Here is a 26,920-nt window from a genome sequence, read left to right as displayed (position 1 = left end):
TTTCAGACATGAATCATGTTGAAATCAATGTGTATCAAGCGCTAGCAGCTTTGTTTTCAATAGCAAGATCTCTGACCCCCAGGCCTTGATGCACGCCGTCACCAGCCCCCATGCGCCCCAGGTGCTGCTCGTCGAAGACGATCCCGCGATTGCCCGCACCGTCTGCTATGCGCTGGCGCGCGACGGCATTGCGGCCAGCCACTGCCTGCTGCTGGCCGATGCGCGCGCGCAGTGGAAGTCGCGGCGCTTCGATGTGCTGCTGCTCGACGTCGGCCTGCCCGACGGCAACGGCCTGGACTGGTGCCGCGAGCTGCGTGCAGCCGGCGCCCAGACGCCGCTGCTGGTGCTCAGCGCCCGGGGCGAGGAAATGGACCGCGTGCTGGGCCTGGAGCTGGGCGCCGACGACTACCTCACCAAGCCCTTCAGCCCGCGCGAGCTGGTCGCGCGCACGCGCGCCCTGCTGCGTCGCGTGCAGCGCCTGCAGGCCTCCGCCGTGCAGGAGACCACGGCCCCGGGCCTTGCCTGGTTCGCGCTCGACGAGCCCGGCCAGCGCATCCACCTGCAGGGCCGGGCCCTGGACCTCACGCGGCGCGAATACCAACTGCTGGCCTGCATGCTCGCGCGGCCCGGCCGCATCCTGAGCCGCGAGTTCCTGCTGGAGCACATCTGGGGCCTGGACAGCGACAGCACGGACCGCACCGTGGACACCCACATCAAGACCTTGCGCGCCAAGCTCAGGGCCCAGGCGCCCGAGCAGGAGCTCATCACCACCCATCGCGGCATGGGCTACAGCCTCAGGCTGCCCCGGTAAAAGCCCGCTTCGCCATGCGCCTCGGGCTCAGACTGTTCTTCGCCTTCTTCGTGATCAACGGCCTCGCGGCCTTCTTCGTGCTGCGCGTCTTCATGGTCGAGATCAAGCCCAGCGTGCGCAAGGTCACCGAAGACACCCTGGTCGAAACCGCGTATGCGCTGGCCGCCCTGGCCGCACCCGAGCTGGCCAGCGGCACGCTGGAGCAGAACCCGCAGCACAGTCTTTTCGCACGCCAGCTGCAAAGCTATGCCACGCAAAGCGTCAAGGTCTGGATCTGGGATACGCGCAAGACCAGCCTGGACCTGCGCATCACCGTCGCCAACGCCCAGGGCCGCGTGCTGTTCGACTCCTCGGGCAGCGAAGTCGGTGCCGACCATTCGCGCTGGCGCGATGTGAGCCTGACCCTGCGCGGCGAATACGGCGCCCGCACCACGCGCGAGATCGCCGGCGACGAGTCCAGCAGCGTGATGTACGTCTCCGCGCCCATCGTCGATGACGGCCGCATCATCGGCGTGCTCACCACCTCCAAGCCCGCGCGCTCGGTGCAGAAAATCGTGGACGGCGCCGAGCGCAAGATGCTGCGCGGCGGACTGCTGTTTCTGCTGCTCTCGGCCGGCGTGGGCTTTGTCGTGACCTGGTGGCTGGTGCTGCATGTGCGGCGCCTGCGCAGCTACGCCCAGCAAGTCCAGGCCCCGACCCTGCAGGAAGAGGCCGCGCCCAGCGCGGCGGCTGCGCCCCCGAAGGTGCCCGACATGCCGGGCGAGCTCGGCGAGCTCGCGCTGGCCATGGAGAACATGCGCCGCCGCCTCGAAGGCCGCGACTACATCGAAGGCTATGTGCGCGCCCTGACCCATGAGCTCAAAAGCCCGGTGGCCGCGATACGCGGCGCGGGCGAGCTGCTGCAAGATGAGCTTCCCGAGCCGGACCGCCAGCTGTTTGCGCAACAGGTCGTGGACCAGTGCCAAAGGCTGCAAAACCTCGTCGATCAGCTGCTGCAGCTCAGCCGTCTGGAGCAGCGCCAGCAGCTCCAGGCCGAAGGCACCTGCAGCCTGCACACCTGCGCCAGGCAGGCCATGGAACAGCTGGAGAGTGCCGCACACCAGCGCGGCATACGGCTGGAGCTCGACGGCGAGGACAGCCAGGGCCCGTGGGAGGCCGGCCTGGTCGTGCTGGCGATCAGCAATCTGCTGCAGAACGCGCTGGACTTCTCCCCCACGGGCAGCACGGTTGCGATCGAACTCGGCCCCGCGCGCATCAGCGTGCGCGACCAGGGCCCGGGCGTGCCGCCCGCCCTGCTGGGCCGGCTGGGCCAGCGCTTTTTCACCACGCCCCGGCCCGGCGGCGAGCGCAGCGGCACGGGCCTGGGCCTGTCCATCGTGCTGCGCATCATGGTGCTGCACGGCGGCAGCATGCAGGCGCACAACAGCCAGCCCGGGCTGTGCGTGACGCTGAACTGGGGCCCGGCCCGCTAGGCAGCCCCGCCACAAGGCGCCGGGCAAGCCCTGACCGCGGTGAGAAATCCGCGCATCTGAAATCAATGTGATCAGCTGTAAGAACGTGTTTACGATCTCTACGCTGCCGCGTTGGAGCGCAATCGGGATGAGTTCAAAGCGATGGGGCGCAGCTTGCACCGGGGTGCAAGCAAGCCACAGCGCGAAGAAATCGCCCGATTTCGCTCCAACCCTTCGGTCACGGCCCTGGAGACGCACGTCACGGGCATGGAGTGGGCGTTTGCGCCCACGGTCACCGTACCGCGTGACATGCGCTGGGGACGCAGCTATGAAGGCTATGCGGAACGGCCCGAGCTGGTGGCCGAATATGCACGCGCCATGGTCGAAGGCCTGCAGGGCAAGGCCGGCGAGCCCGGCTTTCTCGGTGATGACCGGATCATGGCCTCGATCAAGCATTTTGTGGGGGACGGCGGCACCTTCGAGGGCCGCGACCAGGGCGATACACGCAGCTCCGAAGCCACCTTGCGCGACATCCATGCAGCCGGCTATGTGAGCGGCATTGCAGCCGGGGCGCAGTCGGTCATGGCCTCCTACAGCAGCTTCAACGGCCTCAAGATGCATGCTTACAAGCCCCTGCTCACCGATGTGCTCAAGGGGCGCATGCACTTTGGCGCCTCTGTCCGAACAGTCGGGCATTTCGGGAACGGCACAGCCGGAGGATGTGTTTTTCCAGCGTGGCGTGGCGTTTACAGGCATCCAGTCCAGATTGCTCGACAGCCAGGGTGCGGCCGTGGATGCCAGTCTGGCGCCGGCCCGGACCCCGGACGGCAGCGTGACGCTGAGCGCACTGGACTACAAGATGCAGGAGGATGCGCGCCGGCTCACCTGGAGCGGCCAGCAGCCGGGCGCCTGGGAGCTACGTGCCAAGCAGCCCAGGGACTTTGACCGCCAGGCGAATGGCGACCTGCTGCTGACCGCCACCTTGCGCATCGATGCACTGCCCAGCCAGGGCCATGTGGTGGCCTATGCCGCAAGCGCAGGCGGGCGTAGTGAGCTGCAGATCGGCTCCTGGCTGCAAGGCCTGCCGCAGCAGCAATGGATGACGGTGGCCATCCCCCTGAAATGCTTTCGCAGAGGGGCCGATCTGAAGCGGCTGGAAGTCCCGCTGGGCATCCGCTCCGCCCCAGGCCTGCAGCTGTCCATCCACCAGGTACAGCTCGGCGCGGCTGCCGAGCATTTGCTGGACTGCCCCGCGAGCTAAAGCCCTGAGGCCGGGGCTGGCTGGACACCGGCATCAGAATGCATCGCCTCTCAAAGCCCTCCCCTTCGGAGGAGCGGTGGTCAAAACAGGAGCTGCCAGCGCTTGATAGATGGGCATTTCAATAGGTTTTCTATCTGAAATGTCCTCTAGGCAAGCGCTGGCAGCTCCTCTTTTCTATGCAGCTAAAACCTGCAAGGCGCCGCACCTCACGGCTTGATGGCCGGATTGCACAATTAATTGTCCGGATTGCCCATTGATGCCGCAGCCATCGATGAATACGATAACGATTCTCATTTAAACCCTGTGCTCGCCGCATGGGGGACGTTTCATGAAAATCGACGCAACAGAATCACCCCTCTCCACCATCCCCAGAATGCAGGGCGGCCAGGCCCTGCCGCAGCCATGACGCTGCACGCGGCCTTGCCCGACCCGGCCTACCCGGACCGCATCGCCCAGCCCGTGGCCGTGCTCGGGCTGGGTGCGGTGACCGAGAGCTGGGAGCTGCCGTTTCACAGCCACCGCAAGTCGCAACTGCTGTTTGCCGACACAGGCCTGATCACGCTGGAAGCCCAGGCCGGGCTGTGGGTGGTTCCGCCGCAGGGAGCGGTGTGGATTCCCGCCGGCATGGTGCACCGCGCCAGAAGCAGCGGCCATCCGAGCGGCTTCGTGGCCTTTGTCGAAACCGATGCCCCAGCCGGACTGCCGTGCACATGCAGCATTTTGTCGGTCTCCCCTTTTCTGCGCGCCTTGCTGGAGCGCATTGCGGTCCTGCCCGAGAACTACGCGCCCGACAGTCCCGAACAGCGCCTGCTCGACGTTCTGCTCGACGAGCTGATCGCCGCGCCCACCGAGCCCCTGCACCTGCCCATGCCGCGCGACGCACGCCTGCGCAGGCTCGCCGACGCCATGCTGCAAGAGCCAGCGGGGCGCAGCACGCTGGACGAATGGGCGCGGCGCATCGGCATGAGCGAACGCAACATGTCGCGCCTGTTCCTGGCCGAGACCCGCCTCAGCGTTCACAAGTGGCGCCGGCAGATGCACGTGGTCACGGCCTTGCCGCTGCTCGCCCAGGGTCGCTCCATCCAGTCCATCTCGGATGCGCTGGGCTACGAAAGCCCCGGCGCCTTTGTCACCATGTTCCGCAAAACGGTCGGAGCACCCCCAAAACGCTTTCTCATGGAGCGTAGCGCAGGCATTCACGCACCTTTGAACATGCCATCCAGGAGTTTTTATGAGTACCAATGATGCTGCGCAGAAGCAGCCATCCAAATCGCCCCCGGCCGCAGACCCGATTGCCCTGCTGCTGGCGCCCATCAGCGGCCGGCTCAAGACTGCCGGCGTCCTCGCAGCCCTGGGGTCCATGCTGACCCTGGTTCCCCTGGCCGGAATCGCCCATATCGCGAGGCTGGCCCTGGACGATGCCGGGGGCGGCGCTGCCTCGGCTGCGGCGCTTACGCAGGCGCAGATATGGGCCACGGTCGTCGTCTGCATCGTCAGCCTTTTTGCGGGCATGGCCCTGCTCTCGGCAGCCGAGATCCTGGCCCACAAGGCCGACAACTTCATCACCCACCATCTGCGCGTGGCGGCCACGCGCCGCCTGGCGCAAGTGCCGCTGGGCTGGTTCACCTCGCGCGCCTCGGGCGAGGTCAAGCAGGCCATGCAGGACGACATCAACACCTTGCACGACCTGACCGCGCACTTCTACACCACCAAGGGCCGCACGATAGGCGCGATGCTGATCTCGGTGCTCTACCTGTTTGCCATGGACTGGCGCATGGCCCTGATCTGCATGCTGCCGTTTGCGCTGTTCTTCGTGATCTTCGGCCGCGCCATGAAGGCCAGCGAAGCCAGCATGCACAGCTTTGTCGCAGGCCAGGCACGCATCAGCAATGCCGTGGTGGAGTTCATCAACGGCATTCCCGTGGTCAAGGCCTTTGGCGCCAGCGGCAAGGCCCATGGCAGTTATCGCGCGGCCATCGATGCGTTCATCCAGGACTTCCTGGGCTTTACCCGGCCGCTGATCGGCTCCGTGGCGAATGCGAATGCCATCGTCGCCCCCGTGGCCGTGCTGGGCGTGGTGCTCGTCGCCGGCACCTGGTTCGTGCACATGGGCTGGATGGCGCCGGTGGACGTGCTGCCGTTTGCGCTGGTCGCGCCGGGCATCTCTGCCTCCATGCTGCTCATGGGCTTCATCACCCATGGTCTGCGCAATGCGACAGGCGCGGCCCTGCGCGTGCAGGCGTTGCTGGAGACTCCGGTGCTGGAGCAGCCTGCGCAATACCGCACGCCCCAGGGCGCCGAGATCCGCGTGCAGGACGTGGACTATGCATACAACGCGCAGAACCAGGTGCTCTCGGGCCTGAACTTTGTGCTCAGGCCCGGCACCGTGACTGCCGTCGTGGGCTCGTCCGGCGCCGGCAAGTCCACGCTGGCGCGGCTGATGCTGCGCTTCTTCGACCCCAGCCAAGGCCGCATCACGCTGGGCGGTGTGGACTTGCGCGACATGGACAGCACCGAGCTGTACCGGCGCATCGGCTTTGTGCTGCAGGAAGTACGCCTGATCCATGCCAGCGTGCGCGAGAACATCGCGCTCGGCCGCCCTGGCGCCAGCCAGCAGGAGATCGAGGAAGCCGCACGCGCGGCGAGCATTCATGAGCGCATCCTGGCCCTGCCGCGAGGCTATGACTCGGTGATCGGCGAGGACGCACTGCTGTCCGGCGGCGAGCAGCAGCGCGTGAGCATTGCGCGCGCCGTGCTGCTCGATCCCCCGGTGCTGGTGCTGGACGAAGCCACGGCCGCCGCCGATGCCGACAACGAAGTCGCGATCCAGGACGCGCTCTCGCGCTTTGCCCAGGGCCGCACCCTGATGGTCATCGCCCACCGGCTGGACACCGTCATGCATGCCGACAACATCCTCGTGATGGAAAACGGCAGCATCTGCGAGCAGGGCCGCCACGGCGAGCTGCTTGCCAGGAACGGCCGCTACGCGCGCCTGTGGGCCATGGCAGGCCTTTCCGGCTCCCAAGCCGACACCCGATCTGAAATGGAGCAGCCATGCTGAAAACCTTGATGCAACTGCTGGGCGACCAGGCCCCCGTGTTCCGCCGCTATCTGTGCATGGCCGCCATCTATGGAGTGCTCAGCGGCCTCACCATTACCGCGCTGATCCCCGTGGTCAGCCATCTGCTCGGCGGCGAAACCGTCCTCGCGGCCCAATGGCTGGTGGCGCTGGTCGCGGGCGTGCTGCTGTGCTGGGCCTTGCGCCGGCGCGTCGAACGCGCCGGCATGGGCGTGGGCGTGGCCTTGCTGCAATCGGCCCGCCACCGCATCGGTGACCATGTGGCCACGCTGCCCGTGGGCTGGTTCACGCCCGACAACACCGCACGCCTGAGCCACCTGATCTCGCACGGCATGATGGAAGTGGCCCAGCTGCCGGCCCATTTGTTCACGCCCGTGATCGGCGGCCTGGTGGCGCCGGTCATCATGGTGGTCGCGCTGTTGGGCCTGAATCTGCAGATGGGCCTGATTGCCCTCGCCGCCCTGCCCGTTCTGGCCGCGATCTTCGTGCTGGCCGCGCGCCTGGGCCGCAGTGCGGATGAGGCCTTTCAGCACCACTCGGCCCTGACCAGCCAGCGCATGGTCGAGTTCGCGCAGGCGCAGTCGGTCTTGCGCGCCTTCAATGGCGGCGGTGCCAGCACCGGCTTTCTGGAGCGCGCCATCGCGCAGCAGCGCGATTCCGGCTCGCTCCTCATGTATGCCTCGGCGCTCTCCATCGTGCTCAATGCATGGGTGGTGCAAGCGGTTTTTGCAGCCCTGATGATTGCTGCCGGGCTGTGGCTGGGCACGCTTTCGCAGACCGGCCTGCAGCAGCAGGAGGTGATTGCGGTGATCGTGTCGCTGATGCTCGTGAACCGTTTCGTCGATCCGCTGCTGGATGTCGCAGGCTATGGCGAAGCACTGCGCGGTGCACGCGGCCAGCTCGATGCAGTGCGCGACATCTTTGCCATCGCGCCGCTGCCCGAGCCCGCCCAGTCCCGTACTCCGCAAGATGCATCGGTGACGCTGCGCGAAGTCGTCTTCCGCTACGCCGAAGACCAGGACAACGTGCTGCGCGGTGTCAGCCTGCACGCAGCCCCAGGCACGATGACGGCCCTGGTCGGCTCCTCGGGCTCGGGCAAGACCAGCTTGATGCGCCTGATCGCGCGCTTTTTCGACGTCAGCGGCGGCAGCGTCATGATTGGCGGCGTGGACGTGCGCGACATGTCGGGCCAGCAGCTGTCCGCACAGATCAGCCAGATCTTTCAGGACACCTACCTGTTCCAGGGCAGCATTGCCGACAACATCCGCCTGGGCAAGCCCGGCGCCAGCGACGAGGAGGTGATGGAGGCGGCACGTCTGTCGGGTGTCGGCGAAATCATCGAGCGCCTGCCCCAGGGTCTTGCAACTCCCGTGGGGGAAGGCGGTGCACGCCTGTCGGGCGGCGAGCGCCAGCGCATCTCGATTGCCCGGGCACTGCTCAAGGACGCGCCCATCTTGCTCGTGGACGAGGCCACGGCCGCGCTGGACGCCGAAAACCAGGCCGCGATCACCGAGACCCTGGCCCGGCTGCATGGCAAGCGCACGCTGATCGTGATTGCACACCAGCTGTCCACGATTGCCATGGCCGACCAGATCGTGGTGCTCGAACACGGCAAGGCTGCCGAGCAGGGCACGCATGCCGAGCTCAAGGCCCGTAGCGGCCTGTACACGCACTTCCTACAGCAACGCCATACGGCCAAGGGCTGGCGCATTGCCTGACTCCACGCAGGGCCGCTGATGGCCTGTCTTCAAGCACATGGTTTCTGAACCGATTCGGTTGCTTGCGGGGGCATGAAAAAACCCCTGGTGCCGCAAGCTCCAGGGGCTTTTTTGAATTTCTGCCCAGGTCAGCATCCAGGCAGGGTGTGCAGGCCTATTTCGGCATCTGCACCTTGACGCGCGCATTGGGCGCCTCGCCGAACATCTCAGGCGCGTACAAGGCCTCGACCCGGGTCGGGGGCAGGGCAAAGTCGCCTGCATTGTTCAGGCGCAGCGTGTACTCCAGCTTGGACTTGCCCTTGGGCAGGTACTGGTAGTAGGCGCGGTAGGACTCGAAGCTGCGCTCCTCGAAAGCCAGCCAGCCTTCGCCCTCGCGCTTTTCGCCGCCCGAGGCCATGGCCGAGTCGCGGCCCAGGCCGCCGCCCAGAATGGTCGCGCCCGTGGGCACGGGGTCGGTCACGGCCACCCAGGTCATGTCGGTCTTGGCCTGGATCTCCAGCGTCACGCGCAGCACGTCGCCGCGCGAGTACTGGCCCGCAGGCAGGCTCTTGTCGGCCTGCTCCACGGGCTTGACCGTGCGCGTAATGCTGTAGCCCGAGTTGAAGGCCTCCTTGAGCTGCACCGCTGCCACGGACTGCAGCGTGAGCCAGGGCTTGCCCGTGCCCTGCTGGGTCACGGACAGTTGGCCCTGGCGCTCCTGGCCCAGCGCGCTCCAGGGCAGGAACATGCTGTTGTTCCTGAGCTGGCCCACAGCCACGCTGGCACCAAACGCCGATGCCTCATGGGCTGCACCCTCGGTATCGCTGGCCCGCTGGCGCGCGACCTGGCTCCAGTCCACCGCAGCCCGGGCATTGCCCAACGCAGCGCCGGTGGTACCGGTCACGGGCGTGGCCTCGAAGACCTGCGAGAACCTCTGCAGCGCCAGCGTGCCCCACAGGTTGGCCGTGGTCGTGCGCCAGGCGCCCTTGTTCTGGCGCGAGATGAAGCCGTTGGCCATGCGCGGCAGATCCTGCTTCCACTCGGCATCGTCCATGACCACGAGCATCAGGCGCGCCAGGTTCACATCCGGGCTCTGCATCAGCCACCACCACTGGTCGTCGGCCTCATTGCTAAAGCCCACGCGCGTGCCCTGGTAGCTCAGGCGCGCACGCAGAATGTGCTGGGCCTGGGCCAGCTTTTCGTCACGCTGAGGCAGCTCACGCATCTGCTTGAGCAAGGCCACCCAGTCGATCAGCGTATGCGTGGGCCAGTCGTTGGGCGCGATGGTGATGCTGTCGAGCATGCGCGGATTCGCGCGCCCGGTCAGCGCCAGCGCCTGTATCGCGGCCAGCTTGCGCATGTCCAGATCCTTGCGCGGGCTCCAGAAGCGGCGCTCGATGCGGCCTTCGACGAAGGCGATCAAGCCGTCCTCCATCTGCTGGCGCTGCTCTGCGGGCAGCACGAAGCGCTTGTCCACGCCTTGGGCCAGAGCCGAGAGATTGAGCAAATGGGCCGTCAGCGTATCGCCGCCCTGGTTGTTGTTGCCGCCCAGCGGGAAGTAGGCCGCCAGGCCGTCGCTGTCCAGATAGTTGGGCAGCTTGGCCATCATGCTTTCCCACAAGGCCGTGTCGTGCATGCCCACGGCCTTGCTGGTCACCTGCTCCAGGCAGCTGTAGGGGTAGCGCGCCCACCAGTCGCGCACGCCGGGCAGGCCATCGGCCAGCTTGGGCGCCATGGACATGCGCAGCCCGCCGCGGCCCGGCAGGGCATCGCCGGGTAGGGCCACGGGCAGGTCGACCGTGCCATCGACCTGCATCAGCGTGCCTTGCTGCACCGTCAGGGGCACGGACGCAACAATGCGTTGGCTGAGCTTGATGCTGTCGCTCGCGCCCTTGCTACCGTCCTGACCTGCCGAGACGTCATGCGCCGCGATCTCCCAGAGCAAGGCCTCGGCGCGGGTCTGGCCCAGCTGGGCCGGAGCCGTGACCTCCCAGCTCACCTCACGCGCCTCGCCCGCGGGAAGGTCCACGGTCTGGGGCTTGAGCTCCAGCAAGGTGGCGCGCGGCGTGACCTGCACCTTCATGGCCTTGGCCGAGGTGTTGCGCAGCGTGATCATGGCGCGGAACTGGTCGTCCTCGCGCACCAGCGGCGGCAGGCCGCTGATGATCTGCAGATCCTGGGCCGTGCGTATGCTGGTGCTGCCCGTGCCGAACATGGCCACGCCATAGTCGGCCACGGCCACGAGCTCGAAGCTGGTCAGCGAGTCGTTGAGGGGCACCTCGATCTGGGCCTTGCCCTGGGCATCGAGCACCACCTGCGGGTTCCACAGCAGCAAGGTGTCGAACAGCTCGCGCGCCGGGCTGCGCCCGCCACCGCCGCCAGCGGCCACGGCCTTGCGCCCGTAATGGCGCCGGCCTATGACTTCCATTTGTGCGGTGGAGGTGCTCACGCCCCAGTCACGGCGGCGCAGCATGGCGCCGGCCAGATCCCAGCTGTCGTTGGGCATGAGCTCCAGCAAGGCCTTGTCCACGGCCACGAAGGCGACTTCAGCACCGGCTGCGGGCTTGCCGTCGGGCAAGGTGGCCGTGACGGTGACCCTGGCCTTGCCGCGCACCTGGTAGCTGGCCTGGTCGGCCGCAAGTTTCACATCGATGCGGTGGCCCTTGGTGCCCACGCGGATCTCGGCCACGCCCAGGCGGTAGGCGGGCTTGGACAGATCGACCAGGGCCGTGGGCGCGATGTATTCCTTGCCCTCGTGCCAGAACGCGGTCCACCATTCACGCGGCGCCTTGAAGCCCCAGGTGAAGAAGCTGTACCAGGGCACCTCGCGCAGTCTTCCGCGCAAGGCCATCACGCTCACGTAGACATTGGGCCCCCATTCGGGCTGGACCTTGAGCTCCACCGTGGGGTTCTGACCATTGAGCTGCACGACCTCGGTGGAGACTATGCCCTCGCGTTCCACGGACACCAGGGCGGTGGCGTAGCGAAAAGGCATGCGCACCTGAAAGCGCGCGGTCTCGCCGGGCTCGTAGTTGCGCTTTTCGGGCAGCACGTCCATGCGGTCATGGTCTTCGCCGCCGAACCACAGCTCGCCCTGGCGCGTGACCCAGACGCTGGTCGCAGCCAGGGAGTCGCGGCCCTCCTTGTCCGTGGCCTTGACGATGAGCTCGACCTCGCCGGGCTGGGACAGCTGGGCCTCGCACTGCACCAGGCCTGCGGCATCGCTGGTGCCCGAGCACACCGTGCCCATGGATTTGAGCGAAGTCTGGTTGTCATAGCTGTAAAAGCCGCCGACCAGACGCTTGCGACTGGTGGTGGTGATGCGCGAGACAGCTTCCACCTTGACCGGCACGCCGGCCAGGGGCTTGCCGTCCACGCCCAGGGCCAGGGCCTGGAACTGCAGCTTGCGCGCGGTGCTGATCCAGCTTTCGGCACGCACGCCTGCAATCACGGACGAGGGCCACAGCATGTGGGTGCTGCTCAGGGTCTGGATCTCGCCGTTGGGGTCGGCATAGCTTGCCTCGATCAGCAGCTCGCGCGGCTCCTTGAGCTTGGGCAGGTTGTCGATCCTGAGCTTGCCCAGACCGTTGCCATCGAGAACCACGCCCAGCTTGTCGGCCACGACCTTGCTGTCCTGGGCCGCCGTGGCTTCCTCGTCGTCGCTGTGCGTGCTGTCGCCGGCCGAACGCGGGGCCGAGAAGCTGTAGTCATCCCAGTCTGCGCGCTGCACCCAGGCATTGCGCACCAGGGCCGAAACCCTGACCGGCAGATTGGCTGCAGCGCCGCCGGACACATAGTTCACCTGCACCTGCACGGGCAGGCTGGAGACGCCCACCAACGGCTGCTTGGTTTCGGGGCCGACCCGGCCTTCGAGCACGGGCAGGCGGAACTCCTCGACGCGAAAGCTGCCGGTATCGAAGCTGCGCCGGCCGTCGGCCATGCGCAGCTCCACGCTGTAGGCGCCGAGCTTGGCGGCCTTGGGCACATCAAAGCTGCTTTCGGCGCTCATGCCGCCGCTGGCGGTCTTGCGCCAGTTCAGGGGCTGGGTGTATTTCTGGCCGCTGCCCTCATGGGTGATCACGAGCTGCGCTGGCCTGAGCTCGGGCAGCGCAAAGCCGCCCTGGTTCACACCGGTCTGGGTGCGCATCACATGTTTCATGGACACGGTCTCGCCCGCGCGCAGCAGCTTGCGGTCGAAGATGGTGTGGGCGATCTCGTCGCGCTGGGGGTTGCTGTTCGTGGGCAGATTGAAGCGCCAGGGCTCGATGCCGCGATACCAGTTGCTCCAGGTGAAGGCCAGCTCCTGCTGGCCGTCCTTGCCCTGGGCACGCGCGCTCACGAAGTAGGCCGCCTGCCGCCAGCCGACGCCCTGGCATGCGGGCTCGTCGGGGGACAGCCCTTCGATGCGCGCCACGCCATTCGCATCCGTGGTGGCCGAAACCAGGGCCTTGCCATTGCAGTCCGAGACCTGGACCCGGGCATTCGCCACGGGCTGGCCCTTGTCCAGCGTGGTCACCCAGGCGGCCGAGCTTTCGCGGCCCAGCTTGAAATGCACGGCCAGATTGGTGACCAGGGCCGTGGTGCGCACATACATGCTGCGCTTGGCGCCATAGCTGGAGTCCAGCAGCGACTGGCCGAGCATGGGCGAGGCGATCTCGACCACATGAAAGCCGGGGTTCAGGGGAATGCCCACGACCTCGAACGGACGCGGATCGCCCTTGCTGGGCTTGGGCATTTGCAGGGTCTTGACATCGGACTGGCCGGCCAGCAGGGACAGCATGCGCGTCTGCACCCATTCGCGGCTCATGTTGTCAATGACGGGCGGCAGCTGGCCCTTAACCTCGCGCGCTGCGCGCTTGCGCTCTATGTCGAAAGAGTTGTAGTCCTCGACCTTGTGCATCCAGGCGATGATGTCGGCGTCGCTGCCGGCCTGGCGCGTGCGCACCTGGCTTGCATCCAGGGCCTGGGTCGAGAGCTCGGCCTCTACGTTGCGCAGCGTCACCGGCAGCAGGGCCGGGCCGTCGGGGCCCTCGGCATAGCGCTCGACGATGCCGAAAGGCGAGGCTGCAAACTTGGCCAGCGGCGGCATGGCACCCGTGGCCACGTCCAGCGGGAACATCTGGGCATTCGCCAGGCTGCGGCCAGCTGCATCCTGGAACTGCGGCGGCAACTCGATCCGGTACTTGGCATCGGCCTGCATGGTGGCCGCAAAGCTCAGGCTGTCGACCAGGGAGTCCTCGCTGAGCTTCTCGTCGTATTCGCCCTCGATCACGGGAGCGATCTTGGCTGCCCCGCCACTCAGGCGGATGCCCTCGGCCAGCTTGCGCGGCACGGGAGCACTGAACGTCAGGCGCATGGGGCGGATCGGCAGGCAGGCGGCCTGGGCGTTTTCACGCTGGCAGCTGAACTCGGCCGTGAAGGGCTCGCGCACGCGGAATTCAAAGACCTGGTTCTGGCGATTCGCGACTCCGCCGGGCGTGGCCACGCCGGCGCCGAACACCAGCTTCATCTCCACGCCGGCCGTGAGCCGGCGGTTGCAGGCAAGAGTCGCATATTGCTGGGGATTCTTGCTTGCGGCCTTGTCCCAGCCACGGTGCTTGAGCAGCGCATCGCGCTCCTGGCCCTCGATCAGGCGCACGGGAATGCGCTCGCCCAGGCCTTCCATCGTGCACCAGGTGTTTTGCTGCAGGCTGGCCGCAGTCACCGGCCCCGTAAGCCTGAGCGCGAAATACTGCTCCTCGTCCACGGACGAGTAGCCGCCGGGCTCCACGCGCGCCACGCGCGGGCCACCGCTTTGAAACTGATAGCTGGCAGCGCCCTTGATGGCTTCGCCCGAGGGCGATTGATAGCCAGGCACCAGCTGGGCCGTGCAGCGCATGCCCGGCGGCAGGATGTTGTCGAAGTCGAACACCCATTCGCGCTCGCCGGTCCAGCGGCCCGTGCCCTTGGCGGCGGCGGCATCGCTGCAGCTCAGCGTCACGGGAGCCGCAGCCTTGGGGTCGCCAAAGCGCACCGCCGGCGCATCGAACTGTATGCGCACCTGCTCGATCTTCTGCACCTCGCCCTGGGGGTTGAACTGGCGCACGCTCAAGGCCTGCACGCCCAGCGCCACCGACCCCAGTGCCAGGCCCAGCGCCCAACGGGCCAAGAGCAGATGGGTGCGGCGGCCCCGGTCTGCCTGCATGTGTTTGTCATGCTCATTCATGACGACTTCCCTTCTTGCAAGCGCCAGGCTCGCCATTTTTGCGTTCAGACCCAGCCCTGCTCACACCCCAAAAAAGTCCTGCGAAGACAAGCTTGGGCAAGGGGAGCTGCACCTATTGCGGCTGAAATTCAGTGCGCCGAATGATACCTTTGCCCACCCCCAGGCAGTCAGCCGATTGCCTTGTTAATCAAGCCAATCGGGCCGGATATTGAGGTGTCCCTGTAAGACAGGAGCGCATCCATCGCAGGCAGGCGCTTTTGATGCATGGGCCCGGCAGGAGCCGGGCTCATCAAGCCATGTAACAATAAGTTTCATTTTTTGATTCCACCCAGCCCAGACAAACAGGAGGGCCTATGAAAACCATGGATACCGCACCTGCCCGTTGCATGCCAAGGGTCTGATCCCGCTCGCTTCACCATGTCCCGACAACCAGGCCTGCCACCCTTCTGGCACCAGCTCAACAGCTTCTTCGCCTTTCCCTTTCAGCCCCAGCCGCTGGCCTATGCCTTGCTTCTGGCCCTGAGCAGCCTGCTGTTCAAGCTGATCTTCTTTCTGCCCGCGCCCCTGGCCATCGTGCTGCTGCAAATCGGCATCTTGCTGGCCGCCAGCCGCTATGGCTTCAAGGTCACGGCCCTGGGGTCGCGCGGTGTGCTGCGGGCGGCTGATTTTCCGCACCAGCTTGAGGATGAATGGGTGAACCTGCCCTGGAAGCTGTTCGCGATTCTCTTCATGCAGGTGGTCATCGTGGGCTTTTGCGCGCGGGTCAGCCTGGGATTTGCGCAGCTGGCGCTGTTCGTGCTGTCATTTTTGCTGCCCGCAAGCATCATCATCCTTGTGCTGAGCGGCAGCTTCTTCTCGGCCATGCACCCGGGCCAGATCCTGGAGACCGTGCGCATCATCGGCAAGCCCTATCTGCTGCTGTGCCTGTTTCTGTTCCTGCTCAGCGGTGGCTCGCAGATCGCGATGACGCTGCTGCTGCCCATGTTCAGTGGGCTGATCCTGCTGCCCTTGATGAATTTCGCGATGATTTATTTCAGCTGGGTCATGGCCAGCCTGCTCGGCTATGTGATGTACCAGCACCATGAGGCGTTCGGCATAGATCTGCTGCCTGCGGGCTCGCGCGACTCCGGCTGGAGCGATACGCGCTCCGCCACCCAGACCGCACAGCAGATGCTGGACGAGGAGATCGCCCAGCGCATGCAGGGCGGCGACATGGCCGCAGCCCTGAGCCTGGCCTACGAAGAGCAGCGCACCCGCCCCGAGGAGCTGGCGGCCCAGCGCCGCTACCACCGCCTGTTGCTGCTCATGCCCGACAAGAGCGCAAGTCTGCTCGATCACGGCCGGCGCTTCATCGCCCTGCTGCTGCGCCAGGGCCAGACCTCGGAGGCGCTCAAGGTCTTCAAGACCTGCCGCGACAAGGATGCGGGCTTTGTGCTTGACGATGCAGCGCAGACTCTTTGCCTGGCGCGTGCCGAGTGGCGTAACGGCGATGCCCTGGCCACCCTGGCCATGATCAAGAGCTTTGACAAGCGTTTTCGCGGCCATGCGAGCATTCCCCAGGCCTATGAGCTCGCGGCCCGCGCCCTGGTCCAGGGGCTGGACCGCAAGGACATGGCGCGCAGCATTCTGGCCGCGCTGCAGGCGCGCTACCCCGACAGCGAAGCCACCCAGGAAGTGCGCTGGCTGCTGCGCGAGCAGCCCGATGGCTGAGGCCGCACCGGCTCAGAGCGTGTTCGCGCTCTCAGCCCCGCTTCAAGGCCGGATGGGCGGGGGCCAGGATCTTTAGCTGCGGCAGCCAGTCCCTGGCGCGGGCCTCAAGCCCTTGCTGCAGCAGGCCGTTGACCAGCATGCCCAGGGTCTCGCCGAGTTCGGGCAGATCGGGTGCGGTCTGCACCAGGACCCGGCCCAGCTTTTCGGCATCGTCGAATTTGCGTGCACGCGTGAAGCGGCGCACCAGGCGCGCCATGTCTTCGGGTGCGATCCGGATGCCGGGCCGGGCGAGCTCCAGATAGCTCACATAGCAGGCATGCTGCCAGAGCAAGCTGTCGGCATCCTGGGTCTTGAGCCGGAAGATGCGACGCGCGGCGCGGTGAAAATCCTCGCTTGCAGGAGCAAACCTCGCAGCGCCGAACCAGCCGCGCAAGGCCTCCCGGTCCTCGGGCTGCAGCTGGGCTGCCGCCCGCCATTCGCTCAGGGCGTTTTCCATGTCCAGCGCCTGGCTCAGGCGCCGTGCCTGGAGCAGGTGCTGCTCGAAGCGCCTGGCCCTGGCCTCGGCCCGCACCTCCCCGGCCGCAGGCGACGCGGGGCGGCGCCCCAGGCCCCAGCGCTGCCCCCAGCGCACAAAGGCGCCCATCAGCACCGCGCCCGTGAGCAGGCCGCCCAGGTGGGCCATATAGGCCACACCCCGGCCGCTGAGCAGGTGCTGCAGCAGCTCGCTCACAATCCAGGCCGGCAAGAGAATCAGGGCCGGTGCGCGCACGTAGTTGAAATAGAACAGCAACTGGTAGAAAAAACGTATGCGCCGCAGCCGGTACATGACCGCGTACATGGCCATCAGGGCCGAGACCGCGCCCGAGGCCCCGAGGCCGTAGCTGCCCTGGCCCGCATAGGCCCAGGCCGCCAGGGCCGAGGCCCCCAGCGCGCCCAGCAGATAAAACACGAGGTAGGTGGTCCGCCCCAGGGCCAGCTCCAGCGAGAAGCCGAACATGAACAGGAACAGCATATTGCCCAGCAGGTGACCGGGGCTGGCATGCAAGAAGGCGGCCGTGATCCAGGTCCAGGGGCGCGGCGGCCCGTCCTCGGCATAGCTCTGGGCCCAGCGCCTGGTAAAGGGCTCGGGCCGCAATTCCTCATAGCGCGCGCGGGCCTGCTGCCACTGGGCATGGTCGGGGTCGCTGCGGTCCACGAGCTGGCCGCTGCCGAGCCGAGCCTGAAAATCCGCGTCCATCTCCATGAGCTGCAGCAGCTGGGCCGTGGCGCCATGCTTTTGCATGAGCCTGGCCTTGTCGGCCCAGGGCGAGCCGGTTTCTGCAAGCTGCTGCACGAAGCGCGGAATCTCGATGCGCGCCAGCACGCTGGCCGCATAGAAGTCGGCCGCGCGCTGCTGCTGGCGCTCCTCCGAGCGCTGCGGCCCCCAGAACAGCAGCACGTTCACGAGGATGAGCAGCAGCGTCATCCATGGAGGATTGCGCCAGCTGGGCCTGTCCTCCAGAGGAATGGCATAGAACATGCGGAGCCGGGCTTGCCTACTGAGGCTTAAAGCCGCTGGTCTGGATGATGCGCTTCCAGACCTGGGTATAGGCCTGCTCGCGCTCGGCAAGCTGGGCCGGCGTCATATAGAGCACGCTCAGGCCCAGGGCCGTGAGCTGCTCATGCACATCGGGCTGCCTGAGCACCTGGGCCACGGCGGCGGAGAAGCGCTCCACAAAGGCCTTGGGCGTGGCCCTGGGCGCATAGATGCCGTAGTAGGGCAGGTCTTCGAAGCCGCCCACGCCCTGCTCGGCCAGCGTCGGCACCTCGGGCATGGCGGCCTGGCGCCGGCTTCCGAGCACGCCGATGACGCGCAGCTTGCCCGCCCGGTGGTTTTCCATGAAGTCCTGCACCGAGCCGATGCCTGCCGGTATCTGGTTGCCCAGCATGTCGGCCAGCATGGGGGCGCTGCCCTTGTAGGGGGCGGCGACCAGGTCCAACTGGTAATGCTGGCCCAGCAGCTTGACCAGGAATTCGGGTGTGGAGGCCGGGGCCGGAATGCCCACGGTTCCCCGCTTCGCCTCCTCGCCTATCCACTGCACGTATTCGGCCAGGTTGCGTGCCGGCGTGCTGCTGGAGACGGCCAGTGCGTTCACGAAGGTCGCGATGCCGGCGACCGGCGCGAAATCATGCACGGGATCGAAGCCCGGCTTTCTGACCACCTGGGGCAGGATGGAGATGGTGTGATCGTGCGAGAGAAACAGCGTATGGCCGTCGGGCGCAGCGCTCTTGAGCACCTGCGCCGCGATCTGGCCGCCTGCGCCCGGACGGTTGTCCACGACGACGCTTGTGCCCAGCTCATGCCTGAGCCTGTCGGCCAGCAGGCGGGCAATCGCATCCGAGCCGCCGCCCGGCGGAAAGCCCACGAGCAGCCGTATCGGCTGAGAGGGCTGTGCAATCGCCTGAGGCGCAATCGATGCTCCGGCCGATGCGGCCAGGGCATGGGCCAGCAACTGGCGGCGAGATAGGCTCATGAATGTCTCCCTGTTGTCGTGATTTCCAGCCCGGCCGCTGCTCATGGCGTTCGAGCTGCATGCATGCATACATGCGTGCACCGGCGCTGGCGCCGCTCAGTGTATTACGAGCCTGGAGCTGCAAGCCGCAGCCCGGCACGCGCAGGCGGCGGTGACAAATGCGCGACCAGATCCGGCCCCTTGAGCATGCAATCCCGCGACAAGCTTCATATGATGCTTGCCCAGAAGATTGTCGACACGAGGGTCGCCACGCTCGCGACGGTCAGCCCGATGCCTGGATGCCGAGCTTGCGCATCCATTTCCTCAACCGGGAGAGCAAAACATGAAGATTCGCTACGCTATCGCACTCGGCGCCCTGGGCGCCACCCTGGCACAGGCCCAGGAGCCGCAGAGCGCCACCGCCATCACCACACAGGCCAACCGGGCCGTGGCCGCCGCCTACGATCTGGCCCAGCCCCAGGACTTTGAGGATGCAGCGCGCGGTCTGGTGGCCCGCATGCCCGAGCCCATCATCCGCAACGCCAAGGGCGACGTGGCCTGGAACAGCGAGCGATACGCGTTCATCAAGGGCCCTGCGCCGGACAGCGTCAACCCCAGCCTCTGGCGCCAGGAGCAGCTCAACAACCAGGCCGGACTGTTCAAGGTGAGCGAGGGCATCTGGCAGCTGCGCGGCTATGACCTTGCGAACATGACCCTGGTCCAGGGCAAGACCGGCTGGATCGTGATCGACCCGCTGACCACGGCCGAAACCGCGCGGGCCACGCTGGCCTTTGCGCAGCAGCAGCTCGGCCCCAGGCCCGTGGTGGCCGTGATCTACACGCACAGCCATGTAGACCATTTCGGCGGCGTGCGCGGTGTGGTCGACGAGGCCGATGTGCGGGCCGGCAAGATTCCCATCATTGCGCCCGATGGATTCATGGAGCACGCCATCTCCGAGAATGTGCTCGCAGGCAATGCCATGACGCGCCGGGGGCGCTACCAGTTCGGCGCCGACCTGGCCCACGACCCACGCGCAGGCGTGGGCTCGGGCCTGGGGAAGGCGGTCTCCGCAGGCAGCATTGGTCTGATCGAGCCCACCGACATCGTGCGCAAGACCGGCGAGGAGCGCGTGGTGGATGGCGTGCGCATCCAGTTCATGATGGCCAACGGCTCGGAGGCACCGTCGGAGTTCGCCTTCTACTTTCCCGACCTCAAGGCGCTGTGCCTGTCCGAGGTGGTCACGGCGAACATGCACAACATCTACACGATCCGTGGCGCGCAGATGCGCGATGCGCTGGGCTGGAGCAAATACATCAACCAGATGATCGATGCCTTCCCCGAGGCCGAGGTCGCCTTTCGCAGCCACCACTGGCCGGTATGGGGTGGCGAGCGCATACAGCGCCATCTGGCCAACCAGCGCGACGTCTACCGCTTCATCCATGACCAGGCCGTGGGCCTGCTCAACCAGGGTCGCAAGATGGACGACATCGCCAACGCCACGTATTTCCCCAAGGGGCTGAAGAACGACTTCTCCACCCATGGCTACTACGGCACCCTGAGCCACAATCTGCGCGCCGTCTACAACTTCTACCTCGGCTATTACGACGGCAACCCGGCCACGCTCGACCCTCTGCCCGTGGCCGAGGCCTCGCAGCGCTACGTCAAGGCCATGGGCGGTATGGACGCCGTGCTGCGCCAGGCCAAAGCCGCCTTCGACGCCGGCGACTACCGCTGGGCCGCCGTGCTGGGCAACCATGCCGTCATGGCCGAGCCGGACAGGCAGGCGGCCCGCCTGCAGCAGGCCGCGACACTGGAGCAACTGGGCTACCAGGCGGAGTCGGGCGTGTGGCGCAATGCCTATCTGATGGGCGCCCAGGAGCTGCGCCAAGGCCTCAAGCCCGCGTCCCCCAATGCCCAGGGCTCGGAACTGGTGCGCAGCATGCCGCTGGAGATGGTCTTCGACTATCTGGCCGTGCGCCTGAACCACGAAAAAGTGGACGGCCTGAACCTGGGCACGCAGATCCATTTCACCGACACCCACGAAACCTATGCGCTGGAGCTGTCGAACGCCGTGCTCAACCACACCAGGGGCCGCAAGCTGCAGAGCCCGGACGCCACGCTGTCGCTGACGCGCGCGGCATTCTTCAAGATGCTGCTGGCCAGGGTGCCACTGACCCAGCTCGTGGAAGCCGGCGAGGCCAGGATGGAGGGCAAGCCCCAGGCGCTGGCCGCCATCCTCGGCAACCTCGATACCTTCAACCCACGCTTTCCCATCGTCACGCCCTGAGCCACAAGGCTCCCAGGCCCAGGGCCTGGGAGCAGCTTTAAAAAAAGGAGCTGGTAGCACCTGTCACTCTTGGGTTTCAGACTGTTTTTAGTTTGAAACCTAAAAGGGGCAAGCGCTACCAGCTCCTCTTTTTATTTGCTACAGGCTGACATCCAGCCTGCGCCCAGCATCGATGTTCAGTCCGCCAGACGCTTCAGATGTGCTGCCAGCTGTGCCCGCACCTGGGCCGGTGCCGTGCCGCCCAGGGTGTTGCGGGCATTGAGCGAGCCCTCCAGGCTCAGAGCCTCGAACACATCGGCTTCGATATGCGGGTTGAAGGCCTGCAGCTCGGCCAGGGGCAGCTCGGTCAGGTCCACGCCCTTCAATGTGGCCAGCTTCACGGCATGGGCCACGGTTTCATGGGCGTCGCGGAAGGGCAGGCCCTTCTTGACCAGGTAGTCGGCCAGGTCGGTGGCCGTGGCATAGCCCTTGAGGGCTGCAGCGCGCATGGCTTCGGCGTTCACGGTGATGCCGCCTTCCTTGGCGCCGGTGGCGGGGTTCACCTGGCCGCCAATCATCTCGGCAAAAATGCGCAGCGTGTCCTTCAAGGTGTCCACGGTATCGAACAGCGGCTCCTTGTCTTCCTGGTTGTCCTTGTTATAGGCCAGGGGCTGGCCCTTCATCAAGGTGATCAGGCCCATCAGATGGCCGACGACGCGGCCGGTCTTGCCCCGGGCCAGCTCGGGCACGTCGGGGTTCTTCTTCTGCGGCATGATGGACGAGCCGGTGGTGAAGCGGTCCGCAATCTTGATGAAGCCGAAGTTCTGGCTCATCCAGATGATGAGCTCTTCGGACAGGCGCGAGACATGCACCATGCACAGGCTGGCGGCGGCGGTGAATTCGATGGCGAAGTCACGGTCGCTCACGCCATCCAGGCTGTTCTGACACACGCCATCCATGCCCAGGGTCCGGGCCACGCGCTCGCGGTCCAGCGGGTAGGTGGTGCCGGCCAGGGCCGCCGAGCCCAGGGGCAGCACGTTGACGCGGCGGCGCACATCCAGCATGCGCTCGGCATCGCGCTTGAACATTTCCACATAGGCCAGCATGTGGTGGCCAAAGCTCACCGGCTGGGCCACTTGCAAATGGGTGAAGCCGGGCAGGATCACATCCACATTCTTGCCCGCCACGTCCACCAGGGACAGCTGCAATTCCTTGAGCAGGCCGGCGATCAAGTCGATCTCGTCGCGCAACCACAGGCGCACATCGGTGGCCACCTGGTCGTTGCGGCTGCGGCCGGTGTGCAGGCGCTTGCCGGCATCGCCCACCAGGGCCGTCAGGCGCGCCTCGATGTTCAGGTGCACGTCTTCCAGGTCCAGCTTCCATTCGAACTGGCCGGCTTCGATTTCCGACTGGATCTGCGCCATGCCTTTCTGGATGGCTGCGTAGTCGTCCTGGCCAATCACGCCCTGAGCGGCCAGCATTTCGGCATGGGCCAGGCTGCCGGTGATGTCGGCCTTCCACATGCGCTGGTCGAAGAACACGCTGGAGGTGTAGCGCTTGACCAGATCGCTCATGGGTTCTTCGAAAAGGGCGGACCAGGCCTCGGCCTTGGTTTCGAGCTGGTTGTGCGAAGCAGACGTGGTTTGATTGGCAGACATGTAGAAGCGACTTTCGTCGAAAAGCAGCGGGCGCGATACAGCGCCGGTTCAAGACAGAAAGCCAGGATTTTATCCAGCCCGCTCCGGCAAGCACTCGGGCCGCCGCAAGCCGCACCCGGCCGTCCTGACTCTGATGCAGATCACAGGGCCTGGCTTTTGCAGGCAGCCGCCGCCTGAAAGCTGCAGACAATGCCCGTCAAGGCCGACACTTCCGCTCTTTGGCCATATCGCCGTCCGGCTTCGTGCTGGCCATAATCCCCGCCATGCCCATGCCTTCACACAGCCGCACGCCGCCCCTGGTGTTCGACGCCTGCAACGCCGGCGTGGTGCTGCGTGCCGTGCTCTTCGTGCAGGCCGTGGTCAGCACGGCTGCCATGTTCGGCGCCGAGTCACCGCCCCAGTGGCTGCTTCTCACGGCCTGGCTGACCAGTGCCAGCCTGCCCGGCACCCTGGCCTGGCTGATGGCGGCCTGCGGCCTCAAGCATGCGCTGCAACGCATGAGCCTGAGCGGCCAGTACGCCGCCGGCGTGCTGCTTGGCGCTCTGGCCGGCTTGTTTGCCTGCGCCCTGCTGCGCCTCACCGAGATCGGCCCCGCGCCCTGGCTGGCCACGACCTCCACAGGGGCCCTGCTTGCGGCCTTGCTGGTCACGGCCCTGGTGCTGCGCGCACGCGGGCGCGCGCCTGCCGACACGCGGGCCCAGTTGTCCGAGCTGCAATCGCGCATACGCCCGCACTTTCTGTTCAACACCCTCAACAGCGCGATTGCACTCGTGCGCGAAGAGCCAGCCAAGGCCGAAGCCATTCTCGAAGACCTGTGCGACCTGTTTCGCGGCGCCCTGGCCGAACCGCACAGCACGGCCACGCTGGCCGAGGAGATCGAGCTGGCCAGGCGCTACCTGGCCATAGAACAGGTACGCTTTGGCGAGCGCCTGCAGGTGCAGTGGCAGCTGGACCCCGACGTAGGCCATGCGCTGCTGCCGCCCCTGCTGCTGCAGCCCCTGGTGGAAAACGCCGTGCGCCATGGCGTGGAGCCCGGCGCGCGCGGCGGCAAGCTGCAGGTGCGCACGGAAAAGCGCGGCTCCCAGGCCGTGGTGCGCATCGTGAACACCTTGCCCGACAAGAACAGCCCGCCCAATCAGGGCCACGGCATTGCCCTGGCCAATGTTCGTGCACGCCTGTCCCTGCTGCACGACATGCAGTCCAGCTTCAGCACCAAGGTGCAGCACGCGCATTTCGTGGTGCGCATCGCCCTGCCTCTGCCCACGGACAGCCAACTCCCGCCCCCTTCCCAAGGCCGCCATGCATATCCTCATCGTTGACGACGAAGCCCTGGCCCGCACGCGCTTGCGCAGCCTGCTGGCCGACTGCCCGCCGGGCCCCGACGGCCTGCCCCATCATGTCTGCGAGGCCCAGAATGCCGACCAGGCCATGGCCTTGCTGCAGAGCCCCGGCCCGCGCCCCGTGGACCTGGTGCTGCTGGACATCCACATGCCCGGACGCGACGGCCTGGCCCTGGCCCATGCGCTGCGCCGGCTGAACCTGCCGCCCGTGGTGGTCTTCGTCACCGCCCATCCCAGTCATGCGCTGCAGGCCTTCGAGCTCGATGCGGCCGACTACCTGACCAAGCCCGTGCGCCGCGAGCGGCTGCAGCAGGCCCTGGCCAAGGCCTTGCGTGCCCTGGCCCTGCGGCCGGCGGCGGCGCTGGACAGCGGCCCGACCCTGCTGATCCAGGAACGCCACACCACGGTGCGTCTGCCGCTGACGGAAGTGCTCTACCTCAAGGCTGAACAGAAATACGTGACCGTTCGCACGCTGAACCGCAACTATGTGCTTGACGGCGCCCTGGCCGAGCTCGAATCCCGTCATGCCGACCAGTTGCTGCGCGTGCACCGCAATGCCCTGGTCGCACGCACGGCCATGCGCAGCCTGGAGCGCCAGGAAAACATGGAAGGCCGGGAGGAAGGCGACGCCTGGGGCCTGAGCCTGCACGGCATCCCCGAACTGCTCACGGTCTCGCGCCGCCAGTTGCCCCTGGTGCGCGCAGCCTTGCGCAGCGCAATGCAAGAGGCCTAGTCTCTCGTCACCAGAGCCTGCCGAGATGAACGCTTGAGCCTGGGGCGTGTCTCGGCGCAAGTGAACTGCCAATCGACCGTCGCCTTGCACCGACCCCGCTGGTGCCGATGCTGCCAATCGGCAACCTCCTTGCGCACCTTGTCGATGCAGTGATCACCAAGACGCTGGAGAGCAACGCCAAGCCGAAGCCCTTCATATGGTGAAAGACTGCCGATGGCCTGCGGCTCAGGTCAAGCAAGCCAGCGCGCGACTCCTGCGCCATGGGGAAAGGATTCCAGGCGCAAGGTCTGAGCCCATGTCTGGCCTTCAATGCGCATGGTGCGCCATCCGCCCCACCAGGGTCACCATGGTGATGCCCAGCAGCAGCCAGCCGACCTGGGCCGCGGTCTCGCCTGCGCTCAGGCGCCTTTGCAGCTGGGGAATCAGATCTGCGAGGGCCACATAGATGAAGCTGCTGGAGGCCACGACCAGAAAATACGGCAGCAGCTCATGGAGCTGGCCTACGAGGAAGTAGCCGACCACGCCGCCCAGCGTGGTCACGGCACCGGCCATGGAGACCTTGATCAGCGCCGTGCGGCGGTTGGAGCTCGACTGGCGCAGCACCACGATGTCGCCCATGTGGTGCGGCACCTCATGGGCCAGCACGGAGATGGCCGCGATCAGGCCCAGACGCATGTCGGCCAGAAAGGCCGATGCGATCAGCACGCCGTCGCCAAAGCAGTGCACGCTATCGCCCGTGAGCACGGCCCAGCCGCTGCCATGGTGGTGGGAGTGATCGCCGTCATGCGCATGTTCATGTCCATGCGCGTGGTGGTGCCCATGATGCACCTGGGGCGTGCCATGCTCATGGCCGTGGTGCCAGAGCTCGGCCTTGGACAGCAAAAAGAAGAACACCAGCCCCACGAGCAGGACGATGAACAGGTCATGGGCGTCGGCATGGCTCTCGAAGGCCTCGGGCAGCAAGTGCATGAAGGCCGTGGCCAGCAGGGCCCCGGCCGCCAGGCTGAGCAGACGCTGGGGCATGATGCCCGCACCCTGCCCCTTGCCCAAGCCCATCAACAAGGCAGCCACCCACACACTGCCAATACCGGCGGCCAGGGTGGCCAAAATGATTGCGCCCAACGTCATAAAAATTCTTGCTTATTCGAATGCCTGCAACAGGCGAAACCTGCGAATTTTCGCAGAAACCAAAGCCCCGGCCGAACTCGCGACCAGGGCTTTCGAACAAGCCTACAGAAGCTGTCAAGCCCCCCCGGCAGGTATTTGCGATGTTTACCGTGCCGAGGCGCTGGCCAGCACGCTCTCAGAACGTGTTTACGCTCTCAGCCCAGGCCGTGGCGGTGCAGCCAGGCCAGCATGCGCTCCCAGCCATTGCGCGCATCGTGCTCGCGGTAACTGGGCCGGTAATCGGCATGAAAGGCATGCGGCGCATCGGGATAGATCACGAACTCCGACGCCCTGGCTGCAGGCGAGCCCTGGCCGAGCGCGGAGCGCATGCGCTCCACTGACTCCAGGGGAATGCCCGTGTCCTTGCCGCCATACAGCCCGAGCACCGGGGCCTTGAGCGCCGCCGCGCGCTCCAGCGGATGGGCGGGCTGCAGCGCGCTCTTCTCGCCCTCGAGCCGCCCATACCAGGCCACGCCGGCCTTGACCGGCCCATGGGCGGCATACAGCCAGGTGATGCGCCCGCCCCAGCAAAAGCCGGTAATGGCCACACGCTGCGCATCGCCGCCGTTGGCTGCGGCCCAGTGCACGGCGCCGTCGAGATCGGCCATGACCTGGGCGTCGGGCACTTTGGAGACCAGCTCGCTCATGAGCTTGGCCAGTTCGCCATACATCATGGGATCACCCTGGCGCGCGAACAGATCGGGCGCCAGCGCCATGTAGCCGGCACGCGCAAGCCGCCTGCAGGTATCGGCAATGTATTCGTGCACGCCGAAGATCTCCGAGATCACCAGCACCACGGGCAGCCCGGTTTTGCCTGCGGGCGCGGCGCGGTAGGCCGGGACCTGAAAGCCGTCGACGGTGAAGCCGACTTCGCCGACCTCCAGCCCGTCGGCAGGCGTGGAAATCGCGGTCTGGGCCATCAGGGGGGCGGCGGCCGCCGCATAGCCCAGGCCCATGGCGGTTTGCAGCGCCAGGCGCCGCGTAGGGCCGGCCGGGCTCACCTGCCCCGGCAGCAAGGCCATCAAGTCCTGTTGTTCATGGCTGCGCATG

17 protein-coding genes are annotated in these 26,920 nt (G+C 66.4%); 11 read left to right on the top strand and 6 right to left on the bottom strand.

The window, feature by feature from the left end:
- Positions 1–88 precede the first annotated feature (88 nt).
- The 7 genes from creB to G486_RS0110300 all read left to right on the top strand — a co-directional run bounded on the left by creB (position 89) and on the right by G486_RS0110300 (position 8,320).
- A complete protein-coding gene (gene creB, locus G486_RS0110325) occupies positions 89–811 on the top strand; it encodes a two-component system response regulator CreB (protein ID WP_034387232.1) in 723 nt (240 codons plus the stop codon).
- Between the two features lie 14 nt (positions 812–825).
- Positions 826–2,283 carry a two-component system sensor histidine kinase CreC gene (creC, locus tag G486_RS0110320; RefSeq protein WP_027015475.1) on the top strand — a complete coding sequence of 486 codons (1,458 nt, stop codon included), beginning with the start codon at positions 826–828 and terminating at the stop codon, positions 2,281–2,283.
- A gap of 141 nt (positions 2,284–2,424) precedes the next feature.
- Positions 2,425–3,207 (top strand): glycoside hydrolase family 3 N-terminal domain-containing protein, encoded by a 783-nt coding sequence (locus tag G486_RS23500; RefSeq protein ID WP_084455176.1) that lies wholly within the window; start codon positions 2,425–2,427, stop codon positions 3,205–3,207.
- Positions 3,095–3,523: a putative glycoside hydrolase gene (locus tag G486_RS0110315; protein ID WP_156919983.1), complete on the top strand. Its 429-nt coding sequence runs from the start codon at positions 3,095–3,097 to the stop codon at positions 3,521–3,523. Before G486_RS23500 ends, G486_RS0110315 begins: the two co-directional genes overlap by 113 nt.
- A gap of 402 nt (positions 3,524–3,925) precedes the next feature.
- Positions 3,926–4,768, top strand: coding sequence for an AraC family transcriptional regulator (locus G486_RS0110310; protein ID WP_027015473.1), 843 nt, complete (start codon positions 3,926–3,928; stop codon positions 4,766–4,768).
- Entirely contained in the window at positions 4,755–6,584 is a 1,830-nt protein-coding gene (locus G486_RS0110305) for an ABC transporter ATP-binding protein (protein ID WP_027015472.1), read from the top strand. Before G486_RS0110310 ends, G486_RS0110305 begins: the two co-directional genes overlap by 14 nt.
- Positions 6,578–8,320: an ABC transporter ATP-binding protein gene (locus G486_RS0110300; protein ID WP_027015471.1), complete on the top strand. Its 1,743-nt coding sequence runs from the start codon at positions 6,578–6,580 to the stop codon at positions 8,318–8,320. The genes G486_RS0110305 and G486_RS0110300 overlap by 7 nt, the downstream gene beginning before the upstream one ends.
- Before the next feature lie 154 nt (positions 8,321–8,474).
- Here G486_RS0110300 and G486_RS0110295 read toward each other — a convergent pair whose 3' ends face one another.
- Positions 8,475–14,504, bottom strand: a complete 6,030-nt coding sequence (locus G486_RS0110295; protein ID WP_211233776.1) for an alpha-2-macroglobulin family protein — start codon at positions 14,502–14,504, stop codon at positions 8,475–8,477.
- A gap of 417 nt (positions 14,505–14,921) precedes the next feature.
- Here G486_RS0110295 and G486_RS0110290 point away from each other — a divergent pair, with 417 nt between their 5' ends.
- Positions 14,922–16,214 carry a tetratricopeptide repeat protein gene (locus G486_RS0110290; protein ID WP_027015469.1) on the top strand — a complete coding sequence of 431 codons (1,293 nt, stop codon included), beginning with the start codon at positions 14,922–14,924 and terminating at the stop codon, positions 16,212–16,214.
- Positions 16,215–16,245: 31 nt separating this feature from the next.
- On the opposite strand, the gene G486_RS0110285 is transcribed toward G486_RS0110290, so the two are convergent.
- Positions 16,246–17,733, bottom strand: coding sequence for a rhomboid family intramembrane serine protease (locus G486_RS0110285; protein ID WP_027015468.1), 1,488 nt, complete (start codon positions 17,731–17,733; stop codon positions 16,246–16,248).
- A gap of 16 nt (positions 17,734–17,749) precedes the next feature.
- Positions 17,750–18,727, bottom strand: a complete 978-nt coding sequence (locus G486_RS0110280; protein WP_027015467.1) for a Bug family tripartite tricarboxylate transporter substrate binding protein — start codon at positions 18,725–18,727, stop codon at positions 17,750–17,752.
- Positions 18,728–19,049: 322 nt separating this feature from the next.
- Here G486_RS0110280 and G486_RS0110275 point away from each other — a divergent pair, with 322 nt between their 5' ends.
- On the top strand, positions 19,050–20,993 hold the full coding sequence (locus G486_RS0110275) for an alkyl/aryl-sulfatase (RefSeq protein WP_027015466.1): 1,944 nt from the start codon (positions 19,050–19,052) through the stop codon (positions 20,991–20,993).
- Positions 20,994–21,169: 176 nt separating this feature from the next.
- Here the strand turns inward: G486_RS0110275 and argH are convergent, their stop codons facing one another.
- Positions 21,170–22,630 carry an argininosuccinate lyase gene (gene argH / locus G486_RS0110270; protein ID WP_027015465.1) on the bottom strand — a complete coding sequence of 487 codons (1,461 nt, stop codon included), beginning with the start codon at positions 22,628–22,630 and terminating at the stop codon, positions 21,170–21,172.
- A gap of 269 nt (positions 22,631–22,899) precedes the next feature.
- Here argH and G486_RS0110265 point away from each other — a divergent pair, with 269 nt between their 5' ends.
- Together G486_RS0110265 and G486_RS0110260 are read left to right on the top strand one after the other, a co-directional pair.
- Positions 22,900–23,949 (top strand): sensor histidine kinase, encoded by a 1,050-nt coding sequence (locus G486_RS0110265; RefSeq protein WP_245587285.1) that lies wholly within the window; start codon positions 22,900–22,902, stop codon positions 23,947–23,949.
- Positions 23,930–24,703 carry a LytR/AlgR family response regulator transcription factor gene (locus G486_RS0110260; protein ID WP_027015463.1) on the top strand — a complete coding sequence of 258 codons (774 nt, stop codon included), beginning with the start codon at positions 23,930–23,932 and terminating at the stop codon, positions 24,701–24,703. The genes G486_RS0110265 and G486_RS0110260 overlap by 20 nt, the downstream gene beginning before the upstream one ends.
- A gap of 306 nt (positions 24,704–25,009) precedes the next feature.
- Here G486_RS0110260 and G486_RS0110250 read toward each other — a convergent pair whose 3' ends face one another.
- Both G486_RS0110250 and G486_RS0110245 read right to left on the bottom strand, forming a co-directional pair.
- A complete protein-coding gene (locus G486_RS0110250) occupies positions 25,010–25,831 on the bottom strand; it encodes a ZIP family metal transporter (protein ID WP_027015462.1) in 822 nt (273 codons plus the stop codon).
- A gap of 194 nt (positions 25,832–26,025) precedes the next feature.
- Positions 26,026–26,919: a dienelactone hydrolase family protein gene (locus G486_RS0110245; protein ID WP_027015461.1), complete on the bottom strand. Its 894-nt coding sequence runs from the start codon at positions 26,917–26,919 to the stop codon at positions 26,026–26,028.
- Position 26,920 lies beyond the last annotated feature (1 nt).

The sequence above is a fragment of the Comamonas composti DSM 21721 genome, from assembly GCF_000429845.1.
GTDB classification, from domain to species: domain Bacteria; phylum Pseudomonadota; class Gammaproteobacteria; order Burkholderiales; family Burkholderiaceae_C; genus Comamonas; species Comamonas composti.
The sequence above is the reverse complement of the archived record's forward strand: the minus strand, read 5'-3'. Positions and strand labels throughout refer to the sequence as shown.

Coding starts and splice junctions, on each gene's coding strand:
- G486_RS0110245 (WP_027015461.1), bottom strand. CDS start 26,919: ATGCGCAGCCATGAACAACAGGACTTGATGGCCTTGCTGCCGGGGCAG.
- G486_RS0110290 (WP_027015469.1), top strand. CDS start 14,922: ATGTCCCGACAACCAGGCCTGCCACCCTTCTGGCACCAGCTCAACAGC.
- G486_RS0110310 (WP_027015473.1), top strand. CDS start 3,926: ATGACGCTGCACGCGGCCTTGCCCGACCCGGCCTACCCGGACCGCATC.
- G486_RS0110300 (WP_027015471.1), top strand. CDS start 6,578: ATGCTGAAAACCTTGATGCAACTGCTGGGCGACCAGGCCCCCGTGTTC.
- creC (WP_027015475.1), top strand. CDS start 826: ATGCGCCTCGGGCTCAGACTGTTCTTCGCCTTCTTCGTGATCAACGGC.
- G486_RS23500 (WP_084455176.1), top strand. CDS start 2,425: ATGGGGCGCAGCTTGCACCGGGGTGCAAGCAAGCCACAGCGCGAAGAA.
- argH (WP_027015465.1), bottom strand. CDS start 22,630: ATGTCTGCCAATCAAACCACGTCTGCTTCGCACAACCAGCTCGAAACC.
- G486_RS0110305 (WP_027015472.1), top strand. CDS start 4,755: ATGAGTACCAATGATGCTGCGCAGAAGCAGCCATCCAAATCGCCCCCG.
- G486_RS0110250 (WP_027015462.1), bottom strand. CDS start 25,831: ATGACGTTGGGCGCAATCATTTTGGCCACCCTGGCCGCCGGTATTGGC.
- G486_RS0110295 (WP_211233776.1), bottom strand. CDS start 14,504: ATGAATGAGCATGACAAACACATGCAGGCAGACCGGGGCCGCCGCACC.
- creB (WP_034387232.1), top strand. CDS start 89: ATGCACGCCGTCACCAGCCCCCATGCGCCCCAGGTGCTGCTCGTCGAA.
- G486_RS0110275 (WP_027015466.1), top strand. CDS start 19,050: ATGAAGATTCGCTACGCTATCGCACTCGGCGCCCTGGGCGCCACCCTG.
- G486_RS0110285 (WP_027015468.1), bottom strand. CDS start 17,733: ATGTTCTATGCCATTCCTCTGGAGGACAGGCCCAGCTGGCGCAATCCT.
- G486_RS0110280 (WP_027015467.1), bottom strand. CDS start 18,727: ATGAGCCTATCTCGCCGCCAGTTGCTGGCCCATGCCCTGGCCGCATCG.
- G486_RS0110265 (WP_245587285.1), top strand. CDS start 22,900: ATGCCTTCACACAGCCGCACGCCGCCCCTGGTGTTCGACGCCTGCAAC.
- G486_RS0110260 (WP_027015463.1), top strand. CDS start 23,930: ATGCATATCCTCATCGTTGACGACGAAGCCCTGGCCCGCACGCGCTTG.